Source organism: Rheinheimera tangshanensis, assembly GCF_014645135.1.
Taxonomy (GTDB): Bacteria; Pseudomonadota; Gammaproteobacteria; order Enterobacterales; family Alteromonadaceae; genus Pararheinheimera; species Pararheinheimera tangshanensis.
Window position 1 is genome coordinate 101737 of record NZ_BMLH01000009.1, and the last position, 11925, is coordinate 113661.

13 protein-coding genes are annotated in these 11925 nt (G+C 48.9%); 5 read left to right on the top strand and 8 right to left on the bottom strand.

All coding sequences use genetic code 11. The features are described 5' to 3' along the window. Positions 1–63 precede the first annotated feature (63 nt). The 7 genes from IEW88_RS15335 to cadR all read right to left on the bottom strand — a co-directional run bounded on the left by IEW88_RS15335 (position 64) and on the right by cadR (position 7903). Entirely contained in the window at positions 64–417 is a 354-nt protein-coding gene (locus tag IEW88_RS15335; RefSeq protein ID WP_147904816.1) for a copper resistance CopC family protein, read from the bottom strand. Between the two features lie 47 nt (positions 418–464). Next, entirely contained in the window at positions 465–3581 is a 3117-nt protein-coding gene (locus tag IEW88_RS15340) for an efflux RND transporter permease subunit (RefSeq protein ID WP_147904817.1), read from the bottom strand. 9 nt (positions 3582–3590) lie between these two features. Next, the gene (locus IEW88_RS15345; RefSeq protein ID WP_147904818.1) at positions 3591–4835 is read right to left on the bottom strand and encodes an efflux RND transporter periplasmic adaptor subunit; all 1245 of its coding nucleotides are present in this window, start codon (positions 4833–4835) and stop codon (positions 3591–3593) included. Between the two features lie 4 nt (positions 4836–4839). Beyond that, on the bottom strand, positions 4840–6117 hold the full coding sequence (locus IEW88_RS15350) for a TolC family protein (RefSeq protein ID WP_147904819.1): 1278 nt from the start codon (positions 6115–6117) through the stop codon (positions 4840–4842). A gap of 51 nt (positions 6118–6168) precedes the next feature. Continuing rightward, positions 6169–6483 carry a hypothetical protein gene (locus IEW88_RS15355; protein WP_147904820.1) on the bottom strand — a complete coding sequence of 105 codons (315 nt, stop codon included), beginning with the start codon at positions 6481–6483 and terminating at the stop codon, positions 6169–6171. A 47-nt stretch (positions 6484–6530) separates the two neighbouring features. Further along, positions 6531–7415, bottom strand: a complete 885-nt coding sequence (locus IEW88_RS15360; RefSeq protein WP_147904821.1) for a cation efflux transmembrane domain-containing protein — start codon at positions 7413–7415, stop codon at positions 6531–6533. Between the two features lie 68 nt (positions 7416–7483). Beyond that, positions 7484–7903, bottom strand: coding sequence for a Cd(II)/Pb(II)-responsive transcriptional regulator (gene cadR / locus IEW88_RS15365; protein WP_147904822.1), 420 nt, complete (start codon positions 7901–7903; stop codon positions 7484–7486). 269 nt (positions 7904–8172) lie between these two features. Here cadR and IEW88_RS18905 point away from each other — a divergent pair, with 269 nt between their 5' ends. Then, a complete protein-coding gene (locus tag IEW88_RS18905; protein WP_147904863.1) occupies positions 8173–8286 on the top strand; it encodes a DUF3703 domain-containing protein in 114 nt (37 codons plus the stop codon). Positions 8287–8855: 569 nt separating this feature from the next. On the opposite strand, the gene IEW88_RS15375 is transcribed toward IEW88_RS18905, so the two are convergent. Beyond that, complete coding sequence (locus IEW88_RS15375; protein ID WP_008983417.1) at positions 8856–9071, bottom strand: helix-turn-helix domain-containing protein; 216 nt, start codon at positions 9069–9071, stop codon at positions 8856–8858. Between the two features lie 121 nt (positions 9072–9192). Here IEW88_RS15375 and IEW88_RS18710 point away from each other — a divergent pair, with 121 nt between their 5' ends. The 4 genes from IEW88_RS18710 (at position 9193) to IEW88_RS15395 (ending at position 11915) form a co-directional block, all read left to right on the top strand. Then, positions 9193–9648, top strand: a complete 456-nt coding sequence (locus IEW88_RS18710; protein WP_221411437.1) for a hypothetical protein — start codon at positions 9193–9195, stop codon at positions 9646–9648. Positions 9649–9960: 312 nt separating this feature from the next. After that, the gene (gene bcp / locus IEW88_RS15385) at positions 9961–10434 is read left to right on the top strand and encodes a thioredoxin-dependent thiol peroxidase (RefSeq protein ID WP_147904823.1); all 474 of its coding nucleotides are present in this window, start codon (positions 9961–9963) and stop codon (positions 10432–10434) included. A gap of 67 nt (positions 10435–10501) precedes the next feature. Continuing rightward, the gene (locus IEW88_RS18810; protein WP_260394380.1) at positions 10502–10696 is read left to right on the top strand and encodes a thioredoxin domain-containing protein; all 195 of its coding nucleotides are present in this window, start codon (positions 10502–10504) and stop codon (positions 10694–10696) included. Between the two features lie 106 nt (positions 10697–10802). After that, complete coding sequence (locus IEW88_RS15395; RefSeq protein WP_147904824.1) at positions 10803–11915, top strand: PQQ-dependent sugar dehydrogenase; 1113 nt, start codon at positions 10803–10805, stop codon at positions 11913–11915. Positions 11916–11925: the final 10 nt, after the last annotated feature.

Genomic DNA, 11925 nt, shown 5'->3' on the forward strand with positions numbered 1-11925 from the left:
ACATCTTCGCTTTCATTTAGAGCCCTCGATGCTCAGTGGAGTTTCGAGGGCTCTTAAACAACGTCATTTCACAATGAAGCCAACTGTATTGGTTATCTCGTGTAAATCCCGACCCTTTACCATATAACTAATCGTATATTGGCCTGCCGGTAAACAAGACAGCTGAACACGATGCTCCCAATTCGTAGTGGTCCTTGGCCGAAACCCGACGTCAATAAGTGTCCCTTTCGCATCAGAGAGCATGAACTGCTTGAGCTTATGCTTTTGCGTGAATCGGACATAGAACGTATCTGGGCATGTTGGAAACACGTCGCCATCAGCAGGAGAGACTTTCCGGGTGATGGGGTGCGCTTCGGCCATGTTTGGCCACAACACTAAAGCCGTGGTAACTATCAACAGCAGTTTGATAAGACGCATACATCCTCCTTTGAGGATAAAACGCAGCTTTCGCTGCGTTCATTAGGTTATTTGTTTGACCGGATAAGCCGGCACAACGCGGGCAATACCACCAGGGTTAGCAAGGTTGACGAAATAATGCCGCCAATCACCACTGTTGCCAGTGGCCGCTGAATTTCCGCGCCGGTCCCGGTGTTAAATGCCATGGGCACAAAACCAAGACTTGCCACCAACGCCGTCATCAGTACCGGTCTTAAACGGGATAAAGCGCCATTTTCAATCGCCTGACGCCATCGCTGACCTTCTTCCTGCAATTGCTTAACAAAGCTCACCAGCACGATGCCGTTCAGCACAGCGATCCCTGATAGCGCAATAAAGCCAACAGCCGCAGAAATAGACATCGGCATGTCACGCAGCACTAAGGCAAAAACACCACCGGTCAGTGCCAGTGGCACACCACTGAACACCACCAATGAATCCCGCCAGGAATTTAACGCGCTATAGAGCAAGGCGAATATCAACAGCAGCGTCAACGGCACAACAATGGATAGTCGTTCCGATGCAGACTGCAGTTGCTTGAAGGTGCCGCCATAATCCACCCAATAGCCATCAGGCAGGGCAACATCGGCCATCACCTTTTGCACATCCTGGATAAAACTGCTGATATCCCGGCCATCAACGTTGGCGGTGACCACCACATTACGTTTGCCACTTTCCCGGTTGATTTGGTTGGGACCCACAATTTCATTGATGCGGGCAATTTCACCGAGTGGTACATAACGCAGCTCTGCTGAATCATCGACCGGCAAGGCCACGGGGATTTGCGCCAGTGCCGATGGATCTTCCCGCAGTGACTCCGGTAAGCGCATCAATAACTTAAAGCGCCTGTCGCCTTCATACATCAAGCCCAGTTCCCGACCGCCAATGGCAGTTTGGATCACCTGCTGCATCATCGCGACATCCATCCCCACCAATGCCAGGTGGTCGCGCTCCGGCTCAATCGAAATCATTGGTAGCCCGTCGGCTTGCTCCATCCGGGTATCCACAGCTCCCGGCACGTCAGCCAACACAGCAGCTACTTTCGCGCCGACGGCATTCAGTGCATCCAGATCATCACCGTAAATCCGAATAGCTACATCCGCTCTGACACCCGCAATCAACTCGTTAAAGCGCATCTCGATCGGCTGCGTGAACTCGTAATTGTTGCCGGGGACTTTTTCCACGATAGCCCTAATACGCCGCTCTACATCTGCTTTCGTATCCGAAGGCTCTGGCCACTGGCTGCGCTCTTTGAGCATGATGAAGGTATCTGCGACATTCGGTGGCATCGGGTCGGTTGCTATCTCCGGAGTGCCAATTTTTGAGAAGACCCGTTCCACTTCAGGCACCTGTGCAATTTTAGCTTCCAGCGCCAATTGCATCTGAACGGATTGCGCAAGGCCGGTGCCGGGAATACGCATGGCATGCATCGCAATATCCCCTTCATCGAGCTGAGGTAAAAACTCGCTGCCCATTCTGGATGCCTGCCACACAGAGCTGCCGACTAACAACAGGGCAGCAATAGCGACAAGCAAAGGTTGGCCAAGGGCAAATTTCAGCATCGGATGGTACGTGCGACGGACTGATGCCATCAGACGGTTTTCTTTCTCAGAGATAGGACCACTGACAAACAACCCAATGGCCGCTGGCACAAAGGTCAGGGCCAGGATCATGGCGCCCAATAATGCAGCAATCACCGTGAAAGCCATCGGCTCGAACATTTTGCCCTCGACCCCACTGAGCGCAAAAATCGGCAGATATACCAGCATGATGATAAAGACACCAAACATTGCAGGCGTGATCACCTCTTTTGTGGCGTGATAGACAATCTCCAGCCGTTCAGACAGCGTCAGCAACCGGCCATGATGGTGCTGAGCCATGCCTAAGCGGCGCAGACAGTTTTCAACCACGATCACCGCACCATCGACAATCAGGCCAAAGTCAATCGCGCCAAGGCTCATCAGATTGCCGCTCATTTTATTGGCTGCCATGCCGGAGATAGCAAACAGCATACTCAACGGGATCACCAGGGCCGTGATAATGGCGGCGCGGATGTTACCCAAAAATAGAAACAGCACGACAATCACCAGCACCGCGCCTTCAAACAGATTTCGTTTCACTGTATCAATGGTTTTATCAACCAACACTTCCCGGTTGTAGCTGATTTCCGTTTGCACGCCTTTGGGTAACCGCTGATTAATATCTGCAAGCTTCAGGGCAACATCCTGTGACACGGTTCGGCTGTTTTGGCCAAGCAACATCATCACAGTGCCAAGGACCACTTCCTGTCCGTCCTGCGTCGCAGCACCGGTGCGAAGCTGTTTGCCGATAGCCACCTGCGCGACGTCTTTGACCCGGACCGGGGCATCATCGCGTTTTGTCACGACCAGCTCTTCAATCTCGGTAATTGACTTCAGCTGACCTGGTGAGCGGATCAACCATTGTTCCCCATTGCGTTCAATGTAGCCTGCACCGATATTGGCATTGTTGCGCTCTAAGGCATCGGCAAGATCATCCAGCGTCAGCTTAAACGCCAGCAATTTGACCAGATCAGGGGCAACCTGATATTCGCGGACAAAACCACCAATGGTATTGATTTCCGTCACGCCTTTGACTTTCAGCAACTGGGGTTTGATCACCCAATCCTGAATGGTCCGCAGATCTTCAGCGGTATAAGGCTTGCCATCTGCGTTCAGTGCCTCGCCGGTGGCTTTGACGGTATAGGAAAAAATCTCGCCAAGCCCCGAGACAATAGGCCCCATTTCCGGCTCAATGCCTGGTGGAATATCCTGACGGGCCATCTGTAACCGCTCTGCCACTTGCTGTCTGGCCCAATAAATATCGGTGCCTTCTTCAAAGACGACGGTCACCTGAGACAAACCATAGCGGGATAATGAGCGGGTGTACTCCAGCTGTGGCAGACCCGCCATCGCGGTTTCGACCGGATAGGTGATGCGCTGCTCAGATTCAAGCGGGGAATAACCAGGCGCAGCCGTATTGATTTGGATCTGCACATTGGTAATGTCGGGAACCGCATCAACCGGCAGTCGTAATGTCTGCCAGACGCCCACGCCGAGGATCAGCAGTCCGAAGACCATCATCATCCACGGGCGACTGAGCGATAGTCGCAATATATTCTGGATCATGGCTGGCTCCTAGTGTTCATGGCTGGCGCCAGACTTCAGGATGTCGGCTTTGATTAAAAAACTATTCTGGGTGACCACCTCAACGTGTTCTTCCAGACCTGACAACACCTCGATAAAGCTATCGTCACTGGCACCAAATTCCGGCATTCGCACTTCATAAATATCGCCTACCCGGATGAACACAACGGTCTCACCGTTAAATTCCTGCAGGGCTGATTTCTTCACGATTTGGCGCGCTTCCACCGAGGCCACTTCCACATCGGCTTTCACGTGCATACCCGGACGCCAGTACCCGTTGTCATTACGCACAACGGCACGGGCTCTGGCGATATGGCCACCGGTCATTTGTGGCGCAATATATTCAATCTGGCTGGACGTTTGCTCTTCGCCATGAACATCACGCACGACCACCGGATTGCCCCGCGCCATTTTGGCGGTATCCCCCGGAAAGGCCGACATTTCGACATACACGGTGGATAAATCACTGATCTCCACTAACGCCTGGTCCGATACCTTTTCTCCGGGATTCACAAACCGGTTAGTAACTTCACCGTCCGACAACGCCTTAATGCTGTAATTTTTTAATGTCGCTGCGTTTTGTACCGTGGCCACAACCTGACCCGCTTTGACCTTGTCGCCAATCCGCACCGCCACACTTTGCACGACGCCCGGATAGACCGCACTGAGCCTGCTTTGCTGCTCTGGGATCACCGATACCACACCAAACAAATGCGCCTGAGTGCGAATACGACCTGAAGTCACAGGCTCGCTGATTAAACCGGACTCTTTTGCCACATCCGCTTCAAGTTCGGTGCGTCCCTCGTAGGACTCAAAGTGCCAGGTATGATTTTGACCTTTGGCACTGAGTGCAACTTCCACTTCAAATGAATGCGGCTCTGCGACCGGCTCCTGACTGACCAGCATGTCACCACGTGGGCGCAAAGTCAGCACATCCCGACGACCTCCCAGACGCTCCAGTGTCAGTCCGGCCTGATAAGTCCCGGGGGCCAGAGGCTCTCCATTATCAGATGCAAATAAACGAAACTCTGGTTTGCCGCCGTTTTCACTGAGCACAACTTCCAGTGTCAGCGAGCCTTTTTCCAGTAAATGCCCGCCATTGGGGCCTTTTCTCTCTTCGGTTTGTGCGTCTTCGTCAGCATGGTCATGCTCTTCGCTGGCTTGTAACGGGCCACAAAACCCTGTGAATGCCGTTAGCAGTAAAGCCGTTGATATAAAACGGATGTAATTCATCATATTGTTATTCCTTCATGCGGGATGGTAATGCAGCAGGTCCGTTGACCACTAAAGGCATTCCCACCAGACGTTCGAGTTCGACTAACTGACGGTGAAACTGGGCCTGAGCGTCAATCATGTTGCGTTTGGCGCTTAGCAAATCTTCATGGGCAGAGAGCAAATCCGTCATATCAAAGATGCCGGTCTCATACCCTTTAAGTGTGCTTTGCACGACCGACTCCGCCGCCGGAAGAATGGCCTGTTGCTGATCATGGATTTGCTCTGAAAGCAGGGTTAATTGCTGATATAACCGGCCCGTAGAGAGCTGCAATTGCTGACGACTGAGCTTTAACTGATGCGCTGAACGCTCTGAAGTCACCCTCGCTGCTTCAATCTCACCGGCATTGGGGTTTGAAAGTGCCAGAGGCATGCTGACACTGAGCACAAACGCATTCTCATTCAGCTGCTCGTTACGGCGCACCCCAGCCCCGACTGTAAGGTCGGTTTGGCCATTGGCGATCGCCAGGTTTTGCAGCGTGCCCGCCAAACGCTCCTGTGTCAGATAGAACCCAAGTTGTGGCGAGCTATCAAGCGCTGCCAGCATCTCATTGAGCGATGGCAGCATCGGCAACACCGCCAACTGCCCCTGCACCGTATCGAAATCCGGTTCATTGGACCAATTGGCGGCTAACTGGCGTACTGCAACCTGCAGTTCGGCTTTGAGCGCTTTTAAATCCATCTGGCTTTTGAGCACCCGACTTTTCAGCCGCAATACATCCGCGTCAGTGACTAGTCCTGCCCGTGACCGCTCTGTCGCGACCTGCAGTGCGTTTTGCTCCATCACCAGGCGTTCAGCGGTCCAGCTGCGCACCGTCTGCAATTCCAACACATCCAGATAGTCGGTCATGGTTTTGGCCAGAACATCCACCCGGTCGAGTTCGTATTGGGCCTGTGTCAGTGCTTTCCCTGCACTTGCGCTCTCCAGACGGCGCTGACGCTTGTCGCCAAGTTCAATGAGCTGACTCAGTGTCAGCGTAAGCTCTGCGCTTTTAACGCCGCTGAGGCTGCCATTTCCAAGGACGTTCTCCACAGAAACACCAAGCTCAGGGTTTGGTTTAAGACCAGCTTGTAGGGTTTTAGCTTCATCAATCCGAAGCTGATAAGGATAAAGTTGCAGTTGTGGACTGCTCGTTAAAGTTCTTTCTAACGCTGTAGTGATCGCAAGCTCTTGCGCCGTCACCGAAAAAGATGCGACACACAGCAATGCCAAGGCAACAGCGCCTTTGCAATAAGGGCGGGACATAGAAATTCTCCGTCAAATGTAAAATCACGTTGTTAACTAAAAACGATGATCTCAGGCATTTGGCGGGGGCACAGCAGGAGCGTACGTCATGCTGAAGACTTCAGCATGGGAAAACGGGACGATGGTCTGAACAACGGACTCTGCCGATGCGCTTGTCATATAAGCGACAAAACACAGCACATGTGCATGGACCTCATGTGGGTCGTCCATATCATTGACGGCCTCATTGGCGTGCATCATTTGATGTTCATTGTGTTGGTGCGCAGCATTATCCCCGAAAGAAATCAGATTATGATGTTCTGTAGGCAAATGCACGACGATGCTGTCACAGGCTACAAAAGCATGATTAAGCATAATCGTGAGCATAAACCACAATATCCATCGGGAATAGTGAGACACAACAATCCTTTATGTTAAGCGCGGAGCGCTAATATACGTCTTGCACCATCAAGGACAATTATCCCAATGATACAGCCAATCACTAAATCCGGATAGCCCGATCCCGTCCAGGCGACTAGGCCACCGGCAACAATCACCCCGAGGTTCGCCAGAACATCATTGGTCGAAAATATTTTGGTCGCTTTCATGTGTGCACCGTCACTGCGTGACTGTGAGATGAGATAAAGGCATAAAGTGTTTGCTATAAGTGCCACACTCGCCATCACAATCATCAGCGTCGACATGGGTTCAGTGCCAGCCCAAAACCGTCGTGCTACTTCGAACAACACACCGGCTGCAAGCAACGCCTGCAACCAACCTGAAAGATGGGCAGCCCTGACTTTTTTGGTGGCACTAAGGCCAACAGCCAACAAGGCAACGCTGTAGACGGCGGCATCGGCCAGCATATCTAACGAGTCGGCAATAAGGCCGGTGGATTGTGCCCAGACTCCGACAATAAGTTCTGTGACGAACATCACGGCATTAATCGTCAATAATCGCAGTAATAGCTTACGTTCGTCAGCATCAGCTTTGCTGTTATCAGCTGACGCAGTTGGGTCGGCCTGAAACGGCGCTGAGCTTTGCAGTACAGCACCTAAATTTAATGTTTCCAGACGTTGGGTGATGGCGTCCGGACTGCCTTGATGCACCACATCAAGCTGCCGGTCTTGCAGGAAAAATTGCAACTGCTGCACCTGTGGCAACGCGCCAAGCGCCATCCGGATCAGATTTTCTTCTGAGGGACAGTCCATCTTGCGAATGTGGTAACGGGTTTTGTGGTGCAAATCTGATGCAGAACACTCAGGCAACTGAGCATTTTCAGAGACTTGCACCTGAGCTTTACATTGGCAATCTGACATGGTGGCCTCACTTTGAACAAGATATCTCTATTAAAAACTATAAAGCCACTTTAAGGTCAACAGTTTTTTCACCGATGTTGTACACAATCACTGGTACATGGATGCACCAGATTTTTCAGGATCTCACAGTCTTTGACCTGATGGTCATCCTGGCAAAGCTCCCGTAACGCCTGTAAATCCGCTTTTAACTGATGAAGTTGGGTTAATTGCGTGTCTAAATGCCCCAATTGCTCATCGATCAGCGTATTGACCTGCCCACAAGGTTGGCTGGGATCTACACGAAACTTCAGGAGTTGCCGGACCAATGACAGACTCATATCAAAGGCACGGCAATGCCGGATAAATTGCAAATCTTCGAGATGGCGCTGCTGATAAGTCCGATATCCGGAGGCGGTTCTTGCCGGAGCGGCTAACAATCCCTGTTTTTCATAAAATCGGATGGTTTCCGTTTCACATCCGGCCAGCGCCGCCAGTTCACCAATTTTCATTGCCTTTCACCAACTCTAAAGTTACTTTAAGCATTAAATGTATCATAATACAGCCAGCAGAAACTGCATTTTAATTGATCAGGGATAGTGATGGAACCAAAGGTCTTGCTTGCCTATGAGAGACGTTTTGCATATATGGAGTTTGCCCATATTCTCGGTCAGCTGTCATGTGGAGTTACTTGAAGATGCTCTGGTAGGCCCTTCGCACGGCAGACTGGCGCGAAATGGCCGGGCAAAACTATCGGTTGTTGTAAACACCTTTTGGACATATCTTTGAGCGCCTGCCATCTGGCAATACGGGGCGGTCGAACGTCAGTGCCTTTAAGCCGATGTCCATTCCGGAAGAACTCAGAGAAATTTTAACGCCTGTAGGTAAAAAGTAGGGCTCGTAGTCCTCACCCTGCGCGCGTAAATGCACTTGAGCTATTCCTGATTCACTTGCCACGACGACCCAAAAGTCAAAGCTCGTTTTTTCGCTTGCAAGCATGTTAAGCCGATCAGGATAAATCAAGCTCAATTTCGTAAGAATAGATCGTGCTAGCAATTAGCGTTAGTCGAGAAACTGAATCTGATCCAGTCAGTTGGCACTGGTTTGTGAACTACAACACCTGCTCAACGTTGACTTCAATTGGGGGCGGTGGCCAACTGAATTTAGCCAACTAATTTGGAAGAGAATCTCAGAGCTCACGAAAAAACGAATGTCCACAAATAAGGCAAAACAGGGATTCGTTTTTTCAAGAGCGTCTTTTCTGAACAGTCGCTATTCGCTCATAGTTGACTATCAATTAACGGGAAGATTGGCGAAACTGTTGGTAAGAAGCCAGTTATGTGGGTGGTAAATTGGCGTGTCGTTTTGCAGTCAAAAGTAGAGTTGGGAACAGTTACCCAGAACGACTGAGAAGTGTGTAGATTACTAGTGGCGATTCACTAAAAGTGAAAAATAAAAAAATTATTATTCATTATCAATTAGATAACCTGGCGACATTTCCAATGCTTCAGCAATCTGGAATATCTTGATTAACGTAATATTTTGATCACCACGCTCTATATGTCCCATGTAGCTTCGCTCTATACCGGCAAGGTCTGCCAAGGCTTCTTGCGATAACCCCTTCTCTTTTCTTAGCTTACGAACTCGCTCGCCAAAAGCGACTAGACGTGGATCTTTCATGATTGCTCTGTTCAAAAGACAGAACTATCACCAATCACTGATTATATCACCACGTGATATATCGCTCATTATTGATATTTTGCTCTACTCTTAACCTATCAAGAAAAAATGAGATAAGTGTATGTGGAGCAAAAATACACAAAAGTACCTTGAAAAAATACTGAACCACCCAGGGCTTTCATTCAAAAAAATCAATAAGTATAAATACTTACTCTATTATAACGAACTAAAATGGTACCTTTGGCCACGGTCCGGACGCTACCAAAAGATCTCGTCGGAAGGTGTGGTTTCGGAAATGTATATAGGTGAGCTTAAAGATTTCTACCACCGCTACCTCACAGGGGAGCTTGATTTGTCCGAAAACTTTGGCAAGACCTGGTCTAAAGAAGATGACGATATACTGTATGACATGATTGATCTGGCTTATACATGCAGGCAGATAGCTGATGAGCTGAAACGACATCCCACAAGTGTAGCCATTCGACTGGTTAAGTATTTCGATGATGAAACCCTTCACAAACTGCTCGCTGAGGATATGTATGATGTGCCTGTAAGAGAACTGGTAGATTGGAGGTAAGCTGCCAATGGAAGCGTTTTAGTGGTTAGACGGAACGCATTGATGCACGTTGATTATGAAACCATAAATAACTACCCATCACGCTTTCCTAATTTCTAAATTTCATCTATATCCAACATTGCTTAGTTAGCTCCAACTTGCAGTACGTTTATAACACTCACTCGTAACTCATTAGAATTAAAAACATAATAAACAGACAATTACCAAATATTTTCGACTTTTGGACTCACGAAAAATCTGAAGGGTAGATCCTTCCGTATAGTTGCAGGTAGACTAATTCAAGCAATCCTATAAATCTGAGAGTAACCCAGCATGATTGAAATTGGACAGAAGGCACCGAGCTTTACCCTACAAAACCAAAATGATGAATCAGTGGCACTGTCATCGTTCAAAGGGAAAAAGGTTTTGGTATACTTTTATCCTCGGGCATCAACCCCAGGCTGCACTGTGCAGGCCTGTGGCCTTCGTGACGTTAAATCTGAGTTGAATGAATTAAATGTGGTTATTCTGGGTATCAGCCCAGACACACCAAAGGCTCTTGCAAATTTTACTAAAAAACAGGAACTTAATTTCAACCTACTCGCTGATGAAGACCATACCGTTTGCGAATTATATGGTGTTTGGCAACTAAAGAAATTTATGGGGCGTGAGAGTATGGGTGTCGTAAGAACTTCTTTTTTAGTGAGTGAAGAAGGAGTAATCGAACACATATTTGATAAATTCAAAACCAAAGATCATCACGAAGTGATTTTAGATTATCTTAAAGGTAAGTTGATAGCAGGCTGAGTTACTAGCAGTCGACAAGGCAGTCAAACACTCTTACCGTTGCAGCCGATTGTGATCAGAGTGCAAGATGATTTATGCACACTTTAGAAATTGCACCGAATCGCTAATAAAATGCCGTTATGTGCACTCTTTATGGAGCATAAACCAACATCGGATTAGTTTTCTGATTGGGCAGGATGGCAGGATCAGTAAAGTCTTTGATGACTTTAAAACCAGCAATCACCATGACGTGGTGCTGGCTTATCTGAAAAACCCTGATTAACTTCCGTTAATCCTGTGAGAATGGATACCAGCCGCATTTTTAGTACTTTTTTCTGCTATCCATTATGCTCAGGTTTATTTATAAACGCTAAAAAAGGATCTGCTGTATGCATAAACTATCCCTGCTCAGTCTGGTCGCTGGCCTTAGTCTGGTGACTCATCCTCTGGTGGCTGAAACTCTGAAAACCGAAAAAGCTACCTTGGACATGCAAACACTGTCATCGGGTCTCAATCACCCTTGGGCTATGCAATTTTTACCTGATGGCTCCTTGCTGGTGACCGAACGTGCAGGCTATATGCGTTACATCAGCAAAACTGGCGAAAAAAGTGAAGCCATTACTGGATTGCCCGCGGTGCATGCTAAGGGCCAGGGTGGTTTATTAGGTTTGGTGCTGGACCCTGACTTTGCAAAAAACAGCACTATTTATTTCAGTTTCAGCGAACCTCGTGAAGGTGGGGTCAATGCCACCGCAGTAGCCAGTGCCACTCTGGATGGTCAGACATTAAAAAATGTTAAAGTGATTTTCCGGCAGGCAGAAGCTATAGACAGCAATTATCACTATGGCGGTCGTCTGGCTTTTACTCCGGCAGGCGAACTTTTTATCACCATGGGCGATCGAGGCTCTCGTCGTGACGACGCACAGAAACTATCTGGTCACTTTGGTAAAATAGTCAAAGTAAACAAGGATGGTTCACCAGCAGCTGGAAATCCTTTTGCAAATCAGAGCGATGCCAAAGCCGACATCTGGTCTTATGGTCACCGTAATTTGCAAGGTGCAGCGATTCATCCGCAAACCGGTGCTTTATGGACTCACGAACACGGTCCTCAGGGCGGCGATGAAATCAATATTGCCACTGCAGGTAAAAACTATGGCTGGCCAGTGATCACTTATGGTGAAGAGTACGGTGGCGGTGTGATAGGCGTAAAAACCAAAGCTGGTTTAGAGCAACCCTTGCACTACTGGGTACCTTCTATTGCGCCAAGCGGCATGAGTTTTTACACAGGTACTCAAATCAATGGTTGGCAAAATAACCTGTTAGTGGGTTCTTTAAAATTCGGTCAGCTCGTACGTTTAGAACTGACAGGTGACAAAGTCAGCCACGAAGAGCGCATCCGCATCGGCGCACGTATCCGTGATGTGCAGGCAGGCCCTGACGGTGCAGTGTATCTGCTAACCGACGAAGACGACGGTAAGTTATTGCGTTTATCCCCACAATAAAGAGTAACCA

Excerpts from the sequence above, each read along its gene's own strand:
- IEW88_RS15355 (WP_147904820.1), bottom strand. The coding sequence starts at position 6,483 with ATGCTCACGATTATGCTTAATCATGCTTTTGTAGCCTGTGACAGCATC.
- IEW88_RS15335 (WP_147904816.1), bottom strand. The coding sequence starts at position 417 with ATGCGTCTTATCAAACTGCTGTTGATAGTTACCACGGCTTTAGTGTTG.
- cadR (WP_147904822.1), bottom strand. The coding sequence starts at position 7,903 with ATGAAAATTGGTGAACTGGCGGCGCTGGCCGGATGTGAAACGGAAACC.
- IEW88_RS15395 (WP_147904824.1), top strand. The coding sequence starts at position 10,803 with ATGCATAAACTATCCCTGCTCAGTCTGGTCGCTGGCCTTAGTCTGGTG.
- bcp (WP_147904823.1), top strand. The coding sequence starts at position 9,961 with ATGATTGAAATTGGACAGAAGGCACCGAGCTTTACCCTACAAAACCAA.
- IEW88_RS18710 (WP_221411437.1), top strand. The coding sequence starts at position 9,193 with ATGTGGAGCAAAAATACACAAAAGTACCTTGAAAAAATACTGAACCAC.
- IEW88_RS15340 (WP_147904817.1), bottom strand. The coding sequence starts at position 3,581 with ATGATCCAGAATATATTGCGACTATCGCTCAGTCGCCCGTGGATGATG.
- IEW88_RS15350 (WP_147904819.1), bottom strand. The coding sequence starts at position 6,117 with ATGTCCCGCCCTTATTGCAAAGGCGCTGTTGCCTTGGCATTGCTGTGT.
- IEW88_RS15360 (WP_147904821.1), bottom strand. The coding sequence starts at position 7,415 with ATGTCAGATTGCCAATGTAAAGCTCAGGTGCAAGTCTCTGAAAATGCT.
- IEW88_RS18810 (WP_260394380.1), top strand. The coding sequence starts at position 10,502 with ATGATTTATGCACACTTTAGAAATTGCACCGAATCGCTAATAAAATGC.
- IEW88_RS15345 (WP_147904818.1), bottom strand. The coding sequence starts at position 4,835 with ATGATGAATTACATCCGTTTTATATCAACGGCTTTACTGCTAACGGCA.
- IEW88_RS15375 (WP_008983417.1), bottom strand. The coding sequence starts at position 9,071 with ATGAAAGATCCACGTCTAGTCGCTTTTGGCGAGCGAGTTCGTAAGCTA.